General features: G+C 33.0%; 16 protein-coding genes. 10 read left to right on the forward strand and 6 right to left on the reverse strand.

Translation table 11 applies throughout. The features are described 5' to 3' along the window. The first annotated feature begins 69 nt into the window (after positions 1-69). Both M1D66_RS09710 and M1D66_RS09715 read left to right on the forward strand, forming a co-directional pair. Positions 70-915 carry an exonuclease gene (locus M1D66_RS09710; RefSeq protein ID WP_000786417.1) on the forward strand — a complete coding sequence of 282 codons (846 nt, stop codon included), beginning with the start codon at positions 70-72 and terminating at the stop codon, positions 913-915. 364 nt (positions 916-1,279) lie between these two features. Continuing rightward, positions 1,280-1,627 (forward strand): hypothetical protein, encoded by a 348-nt coding sequence (locus tag M1D66_RS09715; protein ID WP_140335663.1) that lies wholly within the window; start codon positions 1,280-1,282, stop codon positions 1,625-1,627. Between the two features lie 337 nt (positions 1,628-1,964). Here M1D66_RS09715 and M1D66_RS09720 read toward each other — a convergent pair whose 3' ends face one another. Both M1D66_RS09720 and M1D66_RS09725 read right to left on the reverse strand, forming a co-directional pair. Further along, positions 1,965-3,056 carry a DUF3900 domain-containing protein gene (locus M1D66_RS09720; RefSeq protein WP_000345046.1) on the reverse strand — a complete coding sequence of 364 codons (1,092 nt, stop codon included), beginning with the start codon at positions 3,054-3,056 and terminating at the stop codon, positions 1,965-1,967. Positions 3,057-3,172: 116 nt separating this feature from the next. Next, positions 3,173-3,502, reverse strand: a complete 330-nt coding sequence (locus M1D66_RS09725; protein WP_000283715.1) for a hypothetical protein — start codon at positions 3,500-3,502, stop codon at positions 3,173-3,175. Positions 3,503-3,985: 483 nt separating this feature from the next. On the opposite strand from M1D66_RS09725, the gene M1D66_RS09730 reads away from it, so the two are divergent. Next, positions 3,986-4,897 carry a VanW family protein gene (locus tag M1D66_RS09730; protein ID WP_000488973.1) on the forward strand — a complete coding sequence of 304 codons (912 nt, stop codon included), beginning with the start codon at positions 3,986-3,988 and terminating at the stop codon, positions 4,895-4,897. A 138-nt stretch (positions 4,898-5,035) separates the two neighbouring features. After that, positions 5,036-5,980: a VOC family protein gene (locus M1D66_RS09735; RefSeq protein ID WP_002024552.1), complete on the forward strand. Its 945-nt coding sequence runs from the start codon at positions 5,036-5,038 to the stop codon at positions 5,978-5,980. Positions 5,981-6,027: 47 nt separating this feature from the next. Here the strand turns inward: M1D66_RS09735 and M1D66_RS09740 are convergent, their stop codons facing one another. Then, the gene (locus tag M1D66_RS09740) at positions 6,028-6,546 is read right to left on the reverse strand and encodes a GNAT family N-acetyltransferase (protein ID WP_001103123.1); all 519 of its coding nucleotides are present in this window, start codon (positions 6,544-6,546) and stop codon (positions 6,028-6,030) included. Between the two features lie 290 nt (positions 6,547-6,836). Between M1D66_RS09740 and M1D66_RS09745 the strand changes: the two genes are divergently transcribed. Together M1D66_RS09745 and colA are read left to right on the forward strand one after the other, a co-directional pair. Continuing rightward, on the forward strand, positions 6,837-7,514 hold the full coding sequence (locus M1D66_RS09745; protein ID WP_086385081.1) for an MgtC/SapB family protein: 678 nt from the start codon (positions 6,837-6,839) through the stop codon (positions 7,512-7,514). 201 nt (positions 7,515-7,715) lie between these two features. Further along, positions 7,716-10,631, forward strand: a complete 2,916-nt coding sequence (colA, locus tag M1D66_RS09750; RefSeq protein ID WP_086385082.1) for a collagenase ColA — start codon at positions 7,716-7,718, stop codon at positions 10,629-10,631. Between the two features lie 304 nt (positions 10,632-10,935). On the opposite strand, the gene M1D66_RS09755 is transcribed toward colA, so the two are convergent. After that, positions 10,936-12,189 (reverse strand): sensor histidine kinase, encoded by a 1,254-nt coding sequence (locus M1D66_RS09755; protein ID WP_000513034.1) that lies wholly within the window; start codon positions 12,187-12,189, stop codon positions 10,936-10,938. Between the two features lie 631 nt (positions 12,190-12,820). On the opposite strand from M1D66_RS09755, the gene M1D66_RS09760 reads away from it, so the two are divergent. Further along, the gene (locus M1D66_RS09760; protein WP_000773522.1) at positions 12,821-13,261 is read left to right on the forward strand and encodes a hypothetical protein; all 441 of its coding nucleotides are present in this window, start codon (positions 12,821-12,823) and stop codon (positions 13,259-13,261) included. Positions 13,262-13,632: 371 nt separating this feature from the next. On the opposite strand, the gene M1D66_RS09765 is transcribed toward M1D66_RS09760, so the two are convergent. After that, positions 13,633-13,986, reverse strand: coding sequence for a hypothetical protein (locus M1D66_RS09765; RefSeq protein WP_000473483.1), 354 nt, complete (start codon positions 13,984-13,986; stop codon positions 13,633-13,635). Positions 13,987-14,557: 571 nt separating this feature from the next. Here M1D66_RS09765 and M1D66_RS09770 point away from each other — a divergent pair. After that, on the forward strand, positions 14,558-17,839 hold the full coding sequence (locus M1D66_RS09770; RefSeq protein WP_242555235.1) for a VaFE repeat-containing surface-anchored protein: 3,282 nt from the start codon (positions 14,558-14,560) through the stop codon (positions 17,837-17,839). 78 nt (positions 17,840-17,917) lie between these two features. Here M1D66_RS09770 and M1D66_RS09775 read toward each other — a convergent pair whose 3' ends face one another. Then, entirely contained in the window at positions 17,918-18,172 is a 255-nt protein-coding gene (locus tag M1D66_RS09775) for a SunI/YnzG family protein (protein ID WP_000900696.1), read from the reverse strand. A gap of 951 nt (positions 18,173-19,123) precedes the next feature. On the opposite strand from M1D66_RS09775, the gene M1D66_RS09780 reads away from it, so the two are divergent. Next, the gene (locus M1D66_RS09780; RefSeq protein ID WP_000875660.1) at positions 19,124-20,356 is read left to right on the forward strand and encodes an N-acetylmuramoyl-L-alanine amidase; all 1,233 of its coding nucleotides are present in this window, start codon (positions 19,124-19,126) and stop codon (positions 20,354-20,356) included. 269 nt (positions 20,357-20,625) lie between these two features. Further along, on the forward strand, positions 20,626-21,864 hold the full coding sequence (gene hlyII / locus M1D66_RS09785) for a hemolysin II HlyII (RefSeq protein ID WP_242555234.1): 1,239 nt from the start codon (positions 20,626-20,628) through the stop codon (positions 21,862-21,864). Positions 21,865-21,941 lie beyond the last annotated feature (77 nt).

Here is a 21,941-nt window from a genome sequence, read left to right on the forward strand (position 1 = left end):
GTACATGAATAAATAAATACTGAAAATAAAGTGTTTGTGTGAAAAGGAATTTAGAAAGAGGTAAATAAATTGAAAAACGCTACACATTTCATTGTGTTTGATATTGAAAGGAATTTCAGACCGTATAAATCAGAAGATCCATCAGAAATAGTTGATATCGGAGCTGTAAAAATAGAAATAGGTACAATGAAGATAATTGAAGAATTTTCGGAGTTAGTAAAACCAAGTGCACGATTAACTCGTCATACAACAAAATTAACCGGTATTACGAAAAAAGATTTAATGGGTGTAGAAAAATTCCCTCAAATTATAGAGAAATTTATTCAGTTCATCGGCGAAGGTTCTATATTTGTTTCATGGGGAAAAGAAGATTATCGCTTTCTATCTCATGATTGTACATTATATGGTGTTGAATGCCCAAGTATAGAAAAAGAAAATAGAATTGATTTGCAAAAATTTGTTTTCCAAGCATATGAGGAATTGTTTGAACATACGCCAAGTTTACAATTTGCGGTAGAACAGCTCGCTTTAACGTGGGAAGGAAAACAGCACCGTGCTTTAGCAGATGCTGAAAATACAGCAAATATACTTCTTAAAGTATATAGCGAGAGAGATATTAATAAGCGATACAAAAGACATGGTGAACTTGAACTTGTAAAAAACGGAAAACTAACAGAAAAAGCGAAAAAAAAGATGCGAAAATGGGTGTTTAAAGAACTAAAGAAAAATACAGAACGCCCTTTTGAATGGAGTACATTTGAAAGTGGTGACACGTGGGAAAGTATAACGGAAAGATATTATATAAGTGAAAATACAGTAGAACTCCTGAAAAAACATTTTCGTACAGCAGTGAGAAAAGCGGAACGGCAGATTAGGTATTTGGCTGAGATGGAGGAGAATACAGAGGTTAAATGAATTTCTCCTCCACCTCTAACTACATACATGTAATAACAGCGTATTGATATTAAATAGGCATCAACTTGTTGTTGTGATTGTGCATTATAATTGCTTTGGGATTGTTAAGACGTAATAAGCGTTTTAAACCGTATTAATAAAATAAAAATATATATAAAGAAAAGAGTGTAGTTTAATGGAAACAATCTTTAACATTTTAACTGTTTTAGTTTTTGGGATAATATTTACCACACAATTAGCATTAACTACACTTTCTTTCATAGTAAAGAAGAATTGGAAAAAACTTAATATCTCTTTAAGTTGTGGTGTATTAAAGTTTAAAATAGAAGAGTAAGATTGAGTTTTGTACAAGGGAGGTGTGATAGTGGTAGACTTGGATATTAAAGATGTCACAGTAAAGATGCAATTAAACGGTGTCTTTTGGAATGAGGATCGGATTGCTGAAATGAAGGTGACTACAAAAGAAGAGCATTCTGTTATTCTTCGTCTAGTAGTTGATTTAGAAAGTAAAACTATTAGGGTGACGAGTGCGGAAATAGTGAATGGATTCTGCCCTCTGTGCAAACAGAAAAGGGACGAATGTAGTGAACTTAATGACTTGCAAAACAAAATGGAAATTTTAGAAGAAGCCTACGATTGGGTGAGAGAACATCCGGAATATCGTTTTCAATTATCTTTTTACGAGTACAATAAATTTGAGGTAGTAAAGTGAAATTTGCATCTTAACAACTTATAGAAGGACTTGGTCAACTAGAAATATTGAAGTAGATATTTCTAATGGAAATAAGCTTGTATAACAAGGAAGGGATGTATTTGATTCTGCAACAAATGTCATCTTGCATCAAAAAAATTTGAAAATAAACATGTTTTATTATAAAGCAGAAAAATCGATTCTTAGTAGAATCGGTTTTTAATATAAACAAAAGAGCGCTTATTAAAAGCGCCCAGTAACAACAGTTATATGGAAGTATTTATCCCGTAAAAGCCCGATTGGTGAGGGTTAATAATTAGTGGGGGATGAACAAAACCCCACTGATTAAAGTTTCACTTTATTCAATACCGCTCGGATCAAACGAATACTGCTGCTTATTCTCAATCCGCTCAATCACATCTTGCAGCTCATCTGGCTTCAGAAACTCAATAGGAGAGAAGCCTTTTTCAAATGTAAGTGTGTCTGCTTCAATCATAAGTACATATCGATCATTTACCTTCGCAATATGTATTTGATCCCCGAAATCAGCAAGCAGGGCCTTCACAGAGATATGATCTGCTTTTAGTTTTAATTCGACTTCAGGAGCATGCTCGACGATTTGAGCAGTTGCTTCCATTACTTCTTCGGTTGAAAATTGTTCCATAATTTCGCGTTTCGGACTGGCAGCCCATACTTCCATCGCTTGGTCGAATTGTTCGCGTTCTTCCGTACCTTCTTCAAATACATCTTCAATTTGGTCGTATACCATGTCCATTACTTGTGTTTTCATAATTTCAGGCATAGAGCGTTCGTATTCGACGAATTTTAAGAAGTCTTCAAAGTAGCGGGCATGTGATGCTTGGTGTATTTTTAGTTCGCCTACTTCAACCATACCTTCTTCAGGCATGTACGGATATTGGATAGATTTCATATTCTTTGTTGTGATGGCCATTTCAACGTTACGAATCAGTGTTGATTCATCAGAAATAGAAGCAACCTTTGGTTCAAAGTCGCATTTCATTACGAATACGAAGGGATCATCAAAGTATTTGCGTAGTTTTGCCTGAGCAATTAAAAATACACCACCACGTACAGCGCTTGTGTCAAGATATGTATAAACGAGAGGTTCGCTCATATCTTTAAAGTTTTCTTTTGTTTCTGCAAAGCGAATACGATTAAAAAGGTTGTAATGAGGGTTTGAATCAAGTTCGTGCCCTTCTTCTACAATAAAGCGACCAATTTTTGTTGGGGCTTGTTCTGTTTTTGCATGACGTTCTACTTTTCGCTTCGATATTTTTAATAACTCACCATTCAAAAATTCTTTTAAGGAACTATCTTCATATTCTTCAGCGTCTAAAGTTTGAAAATGTTTGTAGCGTTTATCAACTGCTTCACCTTTTCCTTCTACTTGTACAACATAAAAGGAAAGATAATTTATTTCAAAATCCATATTTATCACCTTGTTTCATTTCATTAACTCTTATCAGTATAGAGATGGAAAAAACTTTCGTCAATTTATATAAGGAAGGGGAAGCCCCTTCCTTTATATAATCTTTATTTTCTCGATTAAAATCCGTCTTCTAATGCTGCGAATGGAATGTTTAGTCTGTTTTCTACTGTGCGTAAACGTTGGTTTAAGCGGTTTAGTCTACGTGTATGGCGCTCAACTGTATTTTCTAGTTGACGAACTCTTTGTTCAAGCTCATTTACGCGTCTTTCTAATTGACGATTTCCAGTGCCAGGAAAAGAGATTGGAAGTTGGAATTGTCTATTTTGGTCATATGGATTCGTGTGCTCTGCTTGATCTATATAAGATTGATATTGTGTTTGTAAGTCATACTGTGGTTGTTGGTACGCATATTGATTATATGGATCATATGGATTGTAGGGATACATAATAACATCCTCCATTTCTTTAAAATAGGTTGAATTCACCATAATGTATGTGCAAAAGCGGAGTGGTGGCACGGCAAATACCTATTTATGTTGACGGGATTTCTCTTTATCCCGCTATTTGCTGGGCAATAAGACCCCCATGTCAAAATTCAGCAGAAACAAAGAAGGTCGGGATGCCCGTAAAACCCCCACTGATTACAGTTTCACTTTATAAAAAATAGCTTGAGGGTTTTTGATTTGTATTTCTTTTGCTTAATGGTATATACTGGATAAAAGAGAGAGTTTACATAAAAGTTACAATTCTATCAAACCCAAACTTTTATGTAAATATGTATAGACATTTATAAAAGAAAAGAGTAATTTATATAGAGTGAAAAATAACTTGTAACATTTTATAAACATATTGTAAAATGATTGTAACAAAACATACATAAAAATGAAATAAATACATAATAGTGATGTTGGGGAAAGGGAGAGAGTATATTGTTCCGTAAAGTAAAGGGTATATTGGTTGGGGTGTTATGTGTAGCTATAATGAGTGGCTGTGGTGCAAAAGTAAGTGATGTTGCATTGGTAAGTGATATTGGTGGGCATACTGTAGAGGCTAAAGCAGAAGTGCAGGATACTATTAGTTTAGTTGATGGTCGAACTGGTACTGAAGTGAAAAAATTAGATTTATCTAGTTTAGGCTATTTTGAAGATGAAGCGAAATTTAAAAAGTCTGTAACAAAGGTTGTTGGTGAGGTTGGAAAAAGCGTCGACAAAAAAATGGTTCCTTCACGTATAGCACCTGATGGAAGTTGGCAAGAAGGAAAACCTTCTTATGAATTAATGGAAAAAGAATTAGTAGATAAATTGTTAAATGTTGGTATGTGGGATGCTACGTATCAGTTGCCGATTGTGGAGAAAAAACCAGTCGCAACATTAAGTGATGCGCAAGGAAATGGTACGGTAATTGGTAGATATGAAACGAACTTAGGTGGTTCAACAGGTGGCCGTATTGAGAATATTCGTTTGTCAGCAGCGAGCATAAATGGAGTTGTGTTAGCAAAAGGAGACCGTTTCTCTTTTAATTCATTAATCGGTGATACAACACCAGATAAAGGATATCAATTAGGGAAAGAAATAGTAGATGGTAAATTAGTAGATGGATATGGCGGTGGTGTTTGTCAAACATCTTCAACTTTATACAATGCAGCAGATCAAGCTGGCCTGAAAATGGTGGAGAGAACTACACATTCTAAAACGGTAGGTTATGTTCCACAAGGAAGAGATGCTACAATTGCATATCCATATTTAGATTTAGTATTTGAAAATACGAATGATGCACCTGTGAAGCTTTATATGGGCATTCAGGGTGGAAAGCTAGTTGCTGAAGTACATAAAATGAGATAAGAGTTAAAATGCCACCTTTTCTAAAAGTTAGAAAAGGTGGCATTTTTATTATGAAAATAAAAATGCATGTGAATTCTGACTTTTCTTATTTACATAGGATGATTTTAGTTGTATCCTTCATAGTAACGGTTATATGTAATGGGAAAATATAGGGATAAGGAGATGAAGTTATTCATGGTAAAAATTCATCCGAAAACACGTATTGGTCATGTTGAATTTAAAGTGAAAGATTTAGAGCGTCAAATTGCTTTTTATGAGAATGTTGTAGGATTAGAGGTAATTAAGCAAGAGGGGAATAAAGCATATTTATCTGGAAAAGGTGGAAAGAACGCGTTACTTGTTCTTGAAAGGTTAGAGGACGGAGTACTGCAAGAACCGCGTACGACTGGTATATATCATGTAGCCTTTTTAGTTCCGACTCGTGAAGCTTTTGCTTCTGCGCTATTTGGGGTTCTTCGTAATAAAAATGTAATTGACAGCCCGGATGAGCAAGAAGGGCGTTATACATATTCAAATGAAATTTTACCAATTTCAAGGTTTAATAGTGCAAGTGATCATACATATAGCGAAGCTTTTTATTTGCAAGATTTAGAGGGGAATGGTATTGAAATTTATGCAGACCGTCCGCGTGATCAATGGGGAGAAGGGCCAGGAGGAAGTACACCACTTGATTTAAAAGAATTGGCAACACTTGTTGATTATGAGTTTGATGGTTTGCCTGCTAATACTGTCGTTGGGCACGTACATTTACGAATAGCTGATGTAGAGAAATCACATGAATTTTATGTGGAAACAGTAGGTTTTGAAGTACAACAGCGTGAAGAGGATTGCTTATTTATTTCAGCAGGGGGATATCATCACCATATTGGTGCAAATACGTGGAACGGAGTAAACAATCCACACCCACCAGTACATGCAACTGGGCTAAAGGTGTATACGATTGTACTACCATATAAAGAGGCGTTAGATGAAGTGAAAGAAAGATTAATAGAAAAACAACATGAAATAAATGAAACTACAAATGGGTTTGTGGTGGTAGATCCAAGTGGTATTACAGTGCAATTTGAAATAGAAGCAGTGTAAAATAAGCGAGAAAGTGTATAATCACTTTCTCGCTTATTTGTGATCATTCATAGCTCAATCCAATATCTTCTTACTACATTCCCATCTTCCTCAGTGAAATCATGATCACGAAGCCCGCCGTTATGTAAAATCGTTTTTTCAGAAGCGGTATTCACTGCGTCGCAAACGACAAGTACTTTCGTGATGTCTAATTCCTTCGTTTTTTCTAATGATAATGCTAGTAATTTCGTAGCATAACCTTTTCTTCTTTCAGAAGGGCGAATGCCATAACCGATATGACCGCCAGCGTTAAATAGATGTTCAGTTAAACTATGACGTATATTAACAGCTCCGACAATTCTATTATTATTTGTAACGAGCCAATATGTAGAATCTGGTACCCAAGTTTCAGGGATATTTATTCCGTTATGCGCATCGAGAAGTTCTTGAACCATAGCTGGGAAGTTAGCAGGATTTTTTGAGATAACCCACGGGATCATTGTTTCACCGCTATCTTTCCATTCGTTATAGAAATCTAAGTATTCTTCTTGTAAATCAGTAGTAGGTGTAAGTAACGAGACGTTCATTGTTAGTAAGCTCCTTTGTTTATGTAGTATTTATAAAAAATTATGATACAAAATGAAAGCGTTTTCCAAAGTTTCTCAACCTAATTTCATGTAATTCACCTTTTATTTTTTAGAAAATTAGTGAAGGTTTTAAATTAGAAGTTATTTATTTTATGTTAATATTTTAAATATTAACATAAAACGGCCGGAGTATTAAGTGTATTTTAGTGGTATTCCTTCATGTTGATAAATGGATGTTTGTGATATTTTTTGTTTTATCTATCTATAATGAATGAAAGGGGGAAGTGCCCGTGAGTGTAGATTTTGATTTTATTATACGAATCGGTGTTGCTGGCTTGTTAGGAGCAATGATTGGTATTGAAAGAGAAATTCGATCGAAAGAAGCTGGATTAAAGACTCATTTCCTCGTAGCGGTAGGAAGTGCGTTAATAATGGTTGTTTCGAAATATGCCTTTTCAGATATTGTGTTTGAAGAGCATATGTCTCTAGACCCAAGTCGTATTGCAGCACAGGTCGTTAGTGGAGTTGGTTTTTTAGGTGCAGGCACAATTATTATTCAAAAGCAGGCGGTGAAAGGATTAACGACCGCGGCTGGTTTATGGGCTACTGCCGGTATAGGATTAGCAATTGGAGCGGGAATGTATGTAGTAGGCATTGGAGCGACGATTCTCGTTTTAATTGGTTTAGAAATTGTAAGTCGTATTTTTAAGGTGCAATTTTTATTTCCACAAAATATAACAGTGCAAATGTTTGTAAATAAACATGAAGTGATACAACAAATATTAGAAACACTACAAGTGAAAGGCATCCCAATACTCTCATATGAGGTGGAAGCTTCACAGCAAGGTACAGAAACTGTTTATAAGGTAGGAATGCAACTGAAAAATATATCGTCAGAAGAAAAGAATGAGTTTATTCAGCATATGCAAACATTACCGGAAGTTACGTTTATAAAGTTAAAATCATAGTGTTGAAAACGAGGATAGATGTAGCAGAAATTTTGCTATTATCTATCTTTTTTGATATAAAATGCACGGAAAGTCAAGCGTTAATTTTACATGGAATGGATACATGTGTGAACGTTACCTTATTTTTTCTCAATACAGGACAAAAAGTGAAAATAGTAAAATAATGGAGCGGGACACTAAAAATGTAAGGTAGGGGAGAGCATGAAAGGCTATTCAAAGAAAATGTTAGTAGGGGTAAGTTTTGCTAGTTTAATGTTAGGGAGTTTTCAAGGGGGAAGTTTGGCAGAAGATACTAAGGGAGAGCAAGTTTCTTATCGAAATGTGCTCAAAATGGAGCCAGTCGGTGTACAACTACCAGTACAAGAATTAGCTCATTCATCGAAAGTGCTCGAAAGCAAGTCTTTTGAGAAAAGGCTACAATTTGCCGATTTATCACAAAGACCACCTGAGGTGAAAAAAGAAAGTAAGCAATTAGCTGTAGCGAAAACTTATACAATTGCTGAATTAAATCAATTAAGCAATCAGCAGTTAGTAGATTTACTTGTAACAATTGATTGGGAGCAAATTACGGGGCTATTTCAGTTTAATACAGACAGTCAAGCATTCTATCAAAATGATAGTAGGATGCAGGCGATTATTGATAAATTGAAGCAGCGAGGACAAGCCTATACGAAGGATGATTCAAAAGGGATTGAGACATTAGTGGAGGTATTGCGTTCAGGATTTTATTTAGGATTTTATAATTCGGAACTTAGTAAATTAAATGAACGGAGTTATCATGATAAATGCTTACCTGCATTAAAAGCGATAGCTAACAATTCAAATTTCAAGCTGGGTACATTAGAGCAAAATAGAGTGGTATCATCATACGGAAAGTTAATAGGAAACGCTTCGAGTGATGTGGAAACGATAACATCAGCTGCAAAGATTTTTAAACAATATAATGATAATTTTTCTACATTAGTAGATAATCTTTCAGCTGGAAATGCTATTTACGATATTATGCAAGGTGTTGATTACGATATTCAATCGTATTTGTACGATACGAGGAAAGCACCGAAAGATACAGTATGGTATCAGAAAATAGATAGTTATATTAATGAATTAAGTCGTTTTGCATTAATGGGAACGATTACAGCAAAAACCGGTTGGCTTATTAATAATGGCATTTATTATACAGGTAGACTCGGTACGTTCCATAGTACAGGAACGAAAGGGTTACAAGTTGTAACAGATGCGATGAAAATATATCCATATTTAGGGGAGCAATATTTCGTAGCTGCTGAGCAAATTGCAACGAATTATGGCGGGAAAGATGCAAATGGTAAAGTGGTGAATTTAGATCAAATAAGAGAAGATGGAAAGAAAAAATATTTGCCAAAAACGTATACGTTTGATGATGGGGCAATTGTTTTAAAAGCTGGAGATAAAGTGACAGAAGAAAAAGTAAAACGTTTATATTGGGCGGCAAAAGAAGTGAAGGCACAATTCCATCGTACGGTTGAAAGTGATCAACCTTTAGAAAAAGGAAATCCTGATGATGTATTAACGATGGTTATTTATAATAGCCCAGCGGAATATCAATTTAATCGTCAATTGTACGGATATGAAACGAATAACGGTGGTCTTTATATAGAAGGAACAGGTACGTTCTTTACTTATGAGCGTACGCCAGAAGAAAGTATTTATAGTTTAGAAGAATTATTCCGGCACGAGTTCACGCATTATTTACAAGGTAGATATGAAGTACCAGGGTTATGGGGACAAGGAAAAATATATGAAAATGAAAGATTATCTTGGTTTGAAGAAGGAAATGCTGAATTTTTTGCAGGAGCAACGAGAACGGATAATGTTGTACCGAGAAAGAGTATTATAGGAGGGTTATCTTCAAACCCAGCAGAGCGTTATACGGCAGAGCGAACGTTAAATGCAAAGTATGGAACGTGGGATTTCTATAATTATTCCTTTGCTTTACAATCGTATATGTACAATAAGAGATATGATATGTTTGATAAAATACATGATCTTATTAGGAAAAATGATGTAACAGCATATGATGCATATCGCTCTACATTAAGTAAAGATGCGAATTTAAATAAAGAATATCAAGACTATATGCAAATGCTAGTTGATAATCGTGAAAAATATAATGTGCCATTAGTATCAGACGATTATTTAGCGAATCATGCATCGAAGCCAGTTTCAGATATTGCAGCAGAAATAACAGCGGAAGCAAAATTGAAAAATGTATCAGTGAAGAAAAATAAATCACAGTTCTTTAATACATTCACACTACAAGGAACATATACAGGAACTGCAGCAAAAGGAGAATATGAAGATTGGAAAACAATTACACAAAACGTTAATGATACGTTAAAACGTTTAAGTGCAAAGGAATGGACAGGCTATAAAACAGTAACAGCATACTTCGTAAATTATCGCGTGAATGCATCAGGACAATTTGAATATGATGTTGTGTTCCACGGTATTAATACAGAAGAAGGTGCAGAGAATAAAGCACCAGTTGCAGTTATAAATGGTCCGTATAGTGGAAATGTAAATGAAGCAATTTCATTTAAAAGCGACGGATCAAAAGATGAAGACGGGAAAATTACTTTGTATAGATGGGAGTTTGGTGATGGAGCAGTAAGTAATGAGCAAAATCCAACTCACGTATATACAAAAGAAGGAACGTATACGACGAAATTAACGGTAACAGACGATAAAGGAGCAACTAATACTGCTACAGCGACTGTAACTGTTCAAAAGAAAGAAGATAACAGTGTAGAAAAAGAACCGAATAACTCATTCCAAACAGCAAACAAACTGCAGTTAAATCAAGTTTTACGTGCTAGTTTAGGAAATGGCGATACAAGTGACTTCTTTGAAATTAATGTGGAGAATGCTAAAAACCTTCAAATTAACGTAACGAATGAAAATAATATCGGAATGAACTGGGTACTTTATTCTGAAGCAGATTTAAATAATTATGTTACGTATGCTCAGCAACAAGGGAATAAATTAGTAGGTAGCTACTACACGTATCCAGGGAAGTATTATTTACATGTGTATCAGTATGGCGGGGGGACAGGAAATTATACGGTGGAAGTGAAGTAGTAAAAAGGGAGTTGTCTTTTTCAATGAATGGCACAAGGTCTGTACTTTAATGAAAAAACAACTGCAGGAAATGTCCCTAATGATAATAACAAATTAAGTATCGCGAGATATTATATTTACATTAAACAAATCTAATCAGTAAATGAGATAAAATCGATGAACTAGTATTTCATCACGATGTAAGAAAAGTTATAAATATTAAGTGTTTTTAATTGAATTAAACTAAAGGATCAGAGTATATCTGTAACAATAGATATACTCTGATCCTTTTATGTAATTAACTAAATAGAAAATTGTTATCACGTTAGCAAGGGATACTAATAGAAAAACGTGTCCCTTTACCTAATTCACTCTCTATCTCTATATCTCCGTTTAATTCTCTAATAATACTATAAGCAATCATAGTACCAAGCCCAGTTCCTTTTTCTGTTGTTGAATAGAATGGCAAAGCAATTCGTTTTATTTGTTGAGATGACATCCCAATTCCTGAATCAATAATATCAATTATGATATTTTCTTTTACTTTTTGTATATTTATTTGTAATAATCCACCATTTTTCATAGCCTCAATTCCGTTTTGGATGATGTTGTTTAGACAGAGTTTGAATTTTTCGGGGTCCCCATTTATATAAAAGGAATCTGTACTATTTTGTTTGATTTCAACTTTGTATGACAGAGCGAGTGGTGAAATAGTATCTTTCACCTGATTTAAAATGTGATTAATATCTATTTTCTCTTTTAGGGTGTTCTGTGGTTTGGTTAAAGATAAATAGTTATTAATAGTAGATTGTATTTGCTGCATTTCAATTAACATGATTTCTAAGTATTGCTCCTGAGATAGCTTAGAGGCATGTTTTTCATTTAATAATTGAGTGAATCCATGTACCGTGGTTAGTGGGTTGTGGATTTCGTGTGCAATTGACGCTGCTAGTTCGCTAGCTATATAAAATTTTTCAGCCCGTTGCAGTTTTTCTTTCATTTTATATTTCTCAATCATTTCCTCTATAAAATAAACTGATAATAATACTGTGAAAATATTAATGACTATATAATTTAATAAAAATTCTATGAGAGTAGAGTCTATTTTACCTCCTGTATTTATTTGAGTTACAATACCGCAAATAGAAAGTGAAGCTGTACATACTAAAATAAGAAGTAAGCTTAATAATATCTTTTTTTCTTTAAAATACATAGGTAATAAGTAACGAAAGAGCATTGTTATACCCAAAATAATAGTGAAGATAATAAATGATGGAAGAACGCCATTTCCGCCTAAGTAAAACCGGTAAGAAAGATATAAAATTCCTATAAAAACAATGTTTTTTGTATTTCCATATAGAAAAACTAATATAATAGGAATAAAACGTAAATCATAAATAAATCCCACATGTAAATGAAAAGGAAAAGTCATACAAAAAATAATAGCAATGGAGGAAAGGATAGAAAATAACATATTATTACATGTTATTTTTTCTTTAAACTCTAGCCAGAGTACGTGATAGCTAAGGATACAAATTATTATAATAAAGGTATTTAATAAAAGAGTAGAAATTCCCATAGTTTTGCATCTCCGATAGTTTGTAAGTAGAATTATGTATGAGTTGGACAAAGATGTTTAGTATTAGTAGACTTTTTATCTAAAAAGGAAGGGTACTTGAAAAGTGCTGTTATATTACTCGTATTAAAATCGATAAGGAAAATAGAAAAAATAATAGATAAAAAATCTATTTAAATTCATGTGCATATGAATTTATAAACTAACTTTTGTATAGGTAAAATTGGGATTGAGTTACTGATAAAATAAGGTTCTTTAAGTATGAATATTCTGTGAAAATGATATGTGTGGTGACTCCTGTTTTGTAGCCTTCGTTATATTAACATGGAATATATCAAATTACAAAGTGAAATTTTAGAAAAATTTTATTAGTACATTTTATCTGAAATAGAAATGCTATTTATTTGAGTATTTTGGTACTTCCTCGTATAAAACTTTGTTAGAAAAAGATTTTAAAATTTATAAGTTTTTTATGAAGTGTAATATTGTAGCTTTATCTATGTGGCTTTCTCAATAACTATTAAGGCGGAAAGTTAAAATATATAGGTTTATAGATATGAATTATTACATAAAAACGCACTTAAAAAAGGATGTATGATGGTAATAGAATACAAACATCAAGGGGGAACTTAAAATGAAGTTAAATAAACTAGTGCTTAGTTGTGGAGTAGTTTCAGCATTAACACTTGGTGTGTTAGGGAATAATACTTATGCTGAAGAAGTACACAAAACGAATGATCCAATTCATGTAGTTGAACATGTTTCTGCAGACTTATTATTAACCCAAACAATGGATTATAGTGGCGAGGCTGTAACTTCTTTCGTATATGATGGGAGTACTGACTTAAGCTTTTCTATGAAAAATAATGGTCAAAATACAATGGGATATAGTGTAAAAGGTCCAAATACAGAGCTAATTGTTGGTGGTTATATAAAACCTGGAGAACAACAAATTAATGTTACAAATGTACGGAATGCTTTATCTCCATTGCCGAATGGAACATATAAAATTTACGTTTCAAATGATGATGGTTCTAAGGGGCAATTCCAAGTTTCAGTAAGATCTATGAATTAAATTTAAAACGCTTTGTTTTTAAGTTAATTTAATCTTTACTTATTGGAAAGAAGCTAAAGTGAATTGAGAATTACCGATAAAAATGAAAACGAGCACCTTATCTAATTGTGAGAGGGTGTTCGTTTTTTGCTATTAAACAGAAAATAATTATAAATATATTTTGAAATTCCCATTGCTAACCTACTAGATTGTGTCAACTAGAGAATGTCTACTATAAAACATATTAAAATAAAGATGATGTAACATTCCGCTAAATTATATGGGGAAATAGAAAAACCACCCTTATATGAGTGGTTTTAGTAATTATTTTTAGGTTATACATTTAAAATTAGGCTAAGTTATAGAAATAATAAACATTTAATCCGTTGTTATTATTTTGGTTCTGGATAATGATTGTAGTATGAGATTCTAATAAATTCTTGATAGACATTTGTTAATTTTGCATCTCTAAGAGCATCGTTGAATTTTTGCATACGTACACTCCCTTGAGCGTAGCCTCCACCTGGAGTATAAGGGTTTCTTGCTTCAAAGTCATCCAAAAATACTTTTAATTTTTTATAGTCTTGAGATTGATAGAAAGCCACGGCCTCTTCAGGAGTGACATCAAAGTAAGAGGATGACGTTGAGTTATAAGAAGCTGCTTGAGCAGTAGGTGCCTCTAGCATAGTTGCAGCTCCACCGAACATAGTAAGCGCCATAGAAGATACAATAATTTTTTTAAACATAATAAAACCTCCATGTAGAATATTGGATTAATAGTAATCCTGTAATCATTATAGTTACACTGAAAATAATTATCAAATGCAATATTGCATAATGTATCCCGCTATTTTGGGGCAGTAAGACTCCCGCCCAAAAATTCAATGAAAGCAAAGAAGTTAGATGGGAATCGGGAGGATTAAAGTTTCACTTTATTCTTTGAACGAGAAGTCACCTTTATATTTAAATGGAGGAGTGTAATAGATTAGAAGAGGTGTATAAGTTACTCAGGTTAACAAGAAAATGAAGAGGATATTTTTAATAGGGGAAAGCTTAATAACTGGAGTAAAGGAATTGCTATTTATATATTTAACATACATATTTGTCTTTTAAATTGTAGGCGTGTTTTAGAATTTGTATATAGTAAATTCGTTAAAAAACTTGATAAATAATAAAATGTGTAAATTTTTTGACTATTTTATTAAAATTATTTAATATTTGTAATTTATTGTTTTATAATGATAAATGGGTCGATCGTGAATGTTTTAGATATTGCGATATATACTCGGATTAATTTATTCTAGGGAGGTTACAAAATTGGGTAAGAGAGTCATTATAAGAGTTTTTACATTATTATCAGTACTGGCATTATTCCTTAATGTATTTTTACCTAGGGCTAGTGCAGAGGTTATGACGCATGAGAAATATTCAATGGACTGGAGTTATAGTAATAGTCTAGGTAAGTACATTCGCACTGAAATGATTAAAAATTCAAGTGGTCAAATTGCTTATTGCTTAACCCTTGGATTAAAATCACCAAATGGTGAAGATCTTCCTGAAATGGGGAAAACAGATAATGTAGTATATAGAGTCTTATTAAATGGTTTCCCGCAAAAAAGTGCTGAACAGCTGGGAGTAGCTAATAAAAATGAAGCGCATTATGCAACGCAACTTGCGGTTTGGAATGCATTAGGTCAACTCGATGTAAATGAATTAAAACATGAGAATAAAAATGTTGAAAAAGCAGCTAAGGCTATTATTAGTAATGCTAATAATAGTGAAGAGACTCAAGATGTTTTTATGAATGTGATTCCTGCTGAAAAGCAAAAAGCAGAATTAAAGGGTGAATTCTTCGAAACAAATCTATATTCAGTACAAACAAATGCTAAGAGTGGTTCTTATAAGGTAGTAGCGAAAAATGCACCTAATGGAGTTAGAATTGTTAGTGAAAGTGGAGAAGTGAAAGATCAGCTTTCAGTTGGAGAAAAATTTCGTATCCAAATTCCTAAGAATACAAAAACGGGTGAATTTAATTTAAGTGTTGCTGCTAATTTAACTAAAGTTCAAGCAATTGCTTACCGTGGTACGGATACTGTTCAGAATGCTACAGTACTATTAGAGAGAAATGAAGAAAAGCTTAGTAGTGATCTTGCAGTAAATTGGGAAGCAGCTGGTTCTTTAAAAATTAAAAAGGTTGGAGAAAATGGAGAAGTTTTAGCTGGTGCAGTATTTGAGGTCTTTAATGTAAATAATGAATCAGTCGGAAAAATCACGACTGGTGCTGATGGTATGGCAGAATTAAACAACTTACCAATTGGTACTTACACATTAAAAGAAATTAAAGCACCAACAGGCTATGTTTCAGATGATAAACCACAAACTATTGAAGTTAAGACAGGAGAAACAGGAGCTGCCCAAATAGTAAATAACAAAGTAAAAGGTAGCATCGAAATTAAAAAGCTTAGTGATTCAGGAAAGATTTTACCAAATGTTGAATTCACAGTCTTCACTGAAGATGGAAAAGAAGTGAAAAAAGTAGTAACAAAAGAAAATGGAATTGCAAACGTTGAAGGTCTTACGTATGGTAAATATTATTTCTTAGAGACAAAAACACCTAATGGATATATTGGAAATAAAACAAAGTATCCTTTTGAAATTAAAGAGCACAATAAAACACTTACTTTTACAGTGGAAAATACCGAAGTGAAAGGTAGTGTAAAATTACTAAAAGTAGATAATGAAGATATTAGTAAAAAATTAGAAGGTGCAGCATTCGAGCTAAAAGATGCAAGTGGAAAAGTAGTTGGGGAATATAAGACAGATAAAAATGGTGAGATTAACGTCAAAGATTTAGCGTATGGTAAATATTCATTTGTAGAAAAGGCTTCTCCAAATGGTTACGTTCTTGTTAAAGAACCGATTATGTTCGAAATAAAGGAACATGGAAAGATTATTGAGCTATTGGCAGTTAATCATCTTATCAAAGGTGATCTAGAAATTACAAAGGTAGATGTAGCTGATGGAAATAACAAGCTTCCAAATGCAGAATTTACGATTTATAACGAAGCAGGAAAAGAAGTAGTAAAAGGAAAAACAGACGATAAAGGAATCGCTAAATTTGAAAAGTTACCATTTGGAAAATACACATATAAAGAAACTGTTGCACCAAAAGGTTATGTATTAAATGAAGAAACGTTCTCTTTTGAAATTAAAGAGAATGGTCAAATCATTAAACACATTGTCAAAGATGAAAAGATTCCTTCAATAAAAACAACAGCTACTGATAAAACAGATGGTACAAAAGAAATGCACACGTCTAAGTCTGTAACAATCCAAGATAAAGTGGAGTACAAAGACCTACAAGTAGGTAAAGAGTACACTTTAAAAGGTAAATTAATGAATAAAGAGACTAATAAACCATTAGTTGTAAATGGTAAAGAAGTAACTGCTGAAACGAAGTTTACACCAAAAGAAGCAAATGGTTCTATTACACTAGATTTCACTTTTGATGCAACTGGTTTAGAAGAAAAAGAAGTAGTAGTATTCGAAGAGTTACTGAAAGACGGAAAAGTTGTTACGACACATGCTGATATCAATGATAAAGGTCAAACAGTTAAGTTCGTTAAGCCATCAGTAAAAACGACAGCAACAAACAAAGCTGATGGTGGAAAAGAGATTCATTCAAAGGATTCTATCACAATCCAGGATAAAGTGGAGTACACTAACTTAGTTGTTGGTAAAGAGTACACTTTAAAAGGTAAATTAATGAACAAAGCTATTAACAAACCATTACTAATTGATGGTAAAGAAGTAACAGCTGAGACTAAATTTACTGCAAAAGAAAAGAACGGTTTTGTAACATTAGACTTTACTTTTGTTGGTGCTGAACAGCAAGGAAGAGAAGTAGTTGTGTTCGAAGACTTATTACATGAAGGGCAAGTAATTGCAACTCATGCTGACATTAACGATGTAGGTCAAACAGTTCGATTTGTAGAACCTTTTATTAAAACGACAGCAACAAACAAAGCTGATGGTTCTAAAGAGTTAGACGCTTCTAAATCTGTAACAATCCAAGATAAAGTGGAATACAAAGACTTAATCGCGGGTAAAGAGTATGTTGTAAAAGGTAAACTGATGGATAAAGCAACAAACAAGCCATTATTAGTTGAGGGTAAAGAAGTAACAGTAGAATCTAAGTTTATTGCTAAAGAGAAGAATGGTTCTATCACACTAGATTTCACATTTAATGCTTCTGCATTACAAGGTAAAGAAGTAGTAGTATTTGAAGAACTGTATCAAGATAATATATTAGTAGCTATTCACGCTGAAATTGAAGATAAGGGACAAACAGTGAAATTTAAAGAGGTAAAGCCGGAACAACCTAAACCAGAACAGCCAAATTCAGATAAAAATACGCCAACACCAGAGCAACCTAACGAGCAAGTAAAAGAACAACCACAACCTGAGAAAGAAATTCAATCTAAAATTGGATGGTTACCGCAAACAGGTACTAATCTTACAAGTTGGATTTCTATAGCTGCAGGAGCATTACTGTTAATAGTTGGTGGAGTGATTTTCTTAAAACGTAAAAATGCATAGAAATTAAAAAATAAGCACATCTGTTTTTATAACAAGATGTGCTTATTTTTATCATTTTAGCCAAGAAGACTCCTATATTTAAGCGTGAATGGCATTTAAAATAGCAACTTTATTTGTAGTAAACAATACATAATTTTGTTTTACTGTTTTAATTAAAATACGGTCTGTTGTCCCATAAGATGTTCCAATACGTATTACATCTACTTCTTCAACACCAGCATAGGTAGCATCTTCGGTAACCTCAATCACATCACGTAATGGAATTGTAATCTCCGCCAATTGCCATGAAATAATTAATTCTTCATTTGTTTTTTTTACATTAATGCCTAGCATTATACCAAGACCCTTCAATAATAATATGCTACACTTCTAATCTTATTATATAAATTTTTAGATTGTTTATCTATATATAGGAATAGAATTTATTTCTATTTGTGAGCATCTTAATGATGTCAAACAAATAGAAGGATATACATTCTTTCTGTTAAGAACTATATAAACAAAAGCAGACCTTAGAAGAATATATGAATCTATGAAAATAGAATTGAAGAATTAAACTGGCTAGCAATAGAAGTGAGATTGTAAAAGGTAGGGGATATAAATTAAGGTGTTTTTTAATTTCATTGGTGAGGAGGGAAGGTATCCCTCTTCTTTTTTCGTTCCTTGTAAAATTTGAGGATGTCCTAAGGGAGTGAAAAGATGGATTGTGTGGGTGTATTAATAAAGGCCACTTTCGGTGACTTCTAGAGATGTTTTTTGGGGGAATACAATATTATAAGTTGTAGTATTCATTGCAGCAATTGACTATATTATAGGAGCATTCACGTTGGGATATAACAGAGAATTATAGAGTAAAGTGGGATTCAAAAGCATTGTTAAAAATGTGGTTGTTATAAGTTATTCTCCTATCAAAATAATTAGTCTTTGCTCAAAATTTAAGACTGCTATTTTATTATATCAAGTAACTGTTTATATTATTTAATAATTACTTGGTTTACTATTAAGGTGGTTATCTTACAAAAGTGTAAGGTTATTTTAATTGACACTCGTATGTATAAGTAACTATACTGGTTACACAATGTTGGTGAGTATATTTAATAATCTCTATCTATAAGTGTGTGTCCGAGGATTATTTTGGAGTAATAGTTCTATTTTAAATTCGTTATCTGCTATATAGTAATACGAACAATTTAATCTATTCTTTATTCAAGGTCGTATTATTTAAAGATTAATTATAAATGATATATTTACCAAATTGTAATAACTTGATAGAGGTGTTACATTTTGAAATACAAATTAATTGCTACAGGAATTCTTGCTGGAAGTCTATTATCCTACTCATCTAATACATTTGCAAATACTCATAAGTTCCCAGATGTTCCTGCATGGGCGGACAAATCCGTTAATTATTTAGTTGATAAACAGGTATTGAATGGCTATCCAGACGGAACTTTCGGTTCAAATGACTCATTAGACAGAGCTTCGGCTACAAAAATTATGACAAAAGTTTTAGGTCTACAAATTGACTCTAATGCAAAACCATCATTTACAGATTCACAAAACCACTGGGCGACTCCGTATATTGCTGCTGCTGAAAAAGCTGGTATTGTTAAAGGTGAGGGTAATGGAATCTTCAATCCATCCGGAAAAGTAACTCGCGCTGCTATGGCTACGATGCTAGTAAATGCATATAAACTACAAAGCACACCAAATCATAATGAGCAGGTTAAATTTGAAGATTTAAAAGGGCATTGGGGAGAAAAATATGCCAATATTTTAATCGGTTTGAAAATTTCCAATGGTACTGAGAACGGTTGGCAACCAAATAGATTTATAACACGTGCTGAAGCTGCTCAACTTACTGCAAAAACAGATATGATGCAACATCGTCAAAAAAACCCATTAGAAAGCAAAACAATTATTATTGATCCTGGACATGGTGGCGAAGATCCTGGGAAATCCACAAAGGGATTACCTGAAAGTAAGATTGTACTAGACACTTCTTTACGTCTACAACAATTACTTGAAAAGCATACACCATTTACAGTTTTATTAACTCGTCAATCTGATAATAGACCAGGACATGATCAAAAAAGTTCTTTACAGGAACGTGTTAAATTTGCTAAGAAAAATCGGGGTGATATCTTTATAAGCGTACATGCAAATGCTTTTAATGGTAATGCAAAAGGGACAGAAACATATTACTATAAATCTTCTAAATCTGAAAAAACAAATCCTCATGTGGAAGAAAGTCGTGTTTTAGCGGAAAAAATTCAAACACGTTTAGTAGAGGCACTTCAAACACGAGACAGAGGAGTTAAACATGGAGACCTTCATGTTATAAGGGAAAATGACATGCCAGCTGTGTTGACGGAACTGGCATTTATAGATAATGGTATTGATTACAGTAAATTATCTACGGAAAATGGCAGACAAATTGCAGCAGAAGCCATTTATGAAGGAATTTTAGATTATTATGAATGGAAAGGAAATAATGTATCTGAATATAGGCTGTAATAAGTAATTGAAAATATAGTAATTCTCGAAATGAAGAATTCTATAATTTTTTTAAAATTGTTGTTTAAATCGTTATTTTATGTTTTAGTAATGTTGATAATAGTTATCAATAATAGTGAGAGGAAGATTAGTGAAATATGTGTTTTTAGTTAGTGTCATAAAAGTTAATGAATTTCTATATTGTATGGCTATGAATATATCTCTATTTTTGTGAACTAGAAATAATATATTTATATCTTTTAAATGTTTAAGAAGGAGTGGCTGTCTGTATGAAAAAAGCAAAAGAAATAGCTAAATGCGTTGCGGTAGCGTCCGTTATTATGTCTGGATCATTTGGTTTACAAGCAACATCTGCATTTGCAGATTCTAAAGGAACTGTAGAAAATCTTCAAAATGGTGGGAAGGTCTATAATAGTTTTAAAACTACTTATGACATGAAGCAAAATATCAAAAATTCAATAAAGGTTTCTTTTATTGAGGATCCTTACGCAGATAAAAAGATTGCAATTGTTACCACTGATGGTAGTAATATAGATGCTAAATATACAATTAATAGCGGATACTATAACGCAGGTTTAAAATGGCCATCAGCCTATCATACTGAAGCAGAAATAACAAGTGGTGATAGTGCTCAATTCCATAAAGCTGCCCCAGTTAATACAATGACTTCAGCAAAGGTCACTTCGGAGGTAGGGTATACACTTGGTGGAAGTGTTAAAGTAGGAGTAAATGATAAAGGGCCAAATGCCGATGCAAGTATCACAGGTAGCTTTGCTTGGAAAGAAAGTGTATCTTATGATCAAGTAGATTATAAAACGGTATTAGAGACTCACACAGATAAAAAATTAAATTGGAAAGTAGGATTCCAATCATTTAACTTCCCAGAGTGGGGAATTTATAATCGTGATTCATTCAATACTTTCTATGGTAATCAACTATTTATGAAATCACGTAGTTATAATGAAGGAACGAATAATTTTGTTTCAAAAGATACAGTACCAGCTTTAACAGGATATGGTTTTTCTCCAAACGTAGTAGCGGTTATTACTGCTGATAAAACAGAAACTACATCAGATTTAAAAATAACAAATCGTAGAATTTCAGATCAGTACAATATCGAATGGGTAAGTTCAAAATGGTGGGGAACAAATAATAAAGATACATATAATGAATTCTTTACGAACCACTATAAATTAGACTGGAAAAACCATCAAGTTACTCTTGATAACCAAAAAGCCCTTGAAGAACAAATGAATAGTATCAACAGCCTGAATGATAAACTTAACAAAGGAAAAGGGAAATTATCTCTTTCAATGAATGGAAATCAACTTAAAGCTACATCTAGCAATGCTGGTTATGGTATCAGTTACGAAGATAAAGATTGGGGTATCTTTGTAAATGGTGAAAAGGTCTATACTTTTAATGAAAAATCAACTGTAGGCAATATCTCTAATGATATTAACAAATTAAACATTAAAGGACCTTATATCGAGATTAAACAGATCTAGTCAGTAAATGATGGCCGATTGATGGATAATTATCTCATCAATATACGAGTTTATTTTAAATCTGTATAATGTAATGA

Source organism: Bacillus sp. PK6-16, assembly GCF_056530295.1.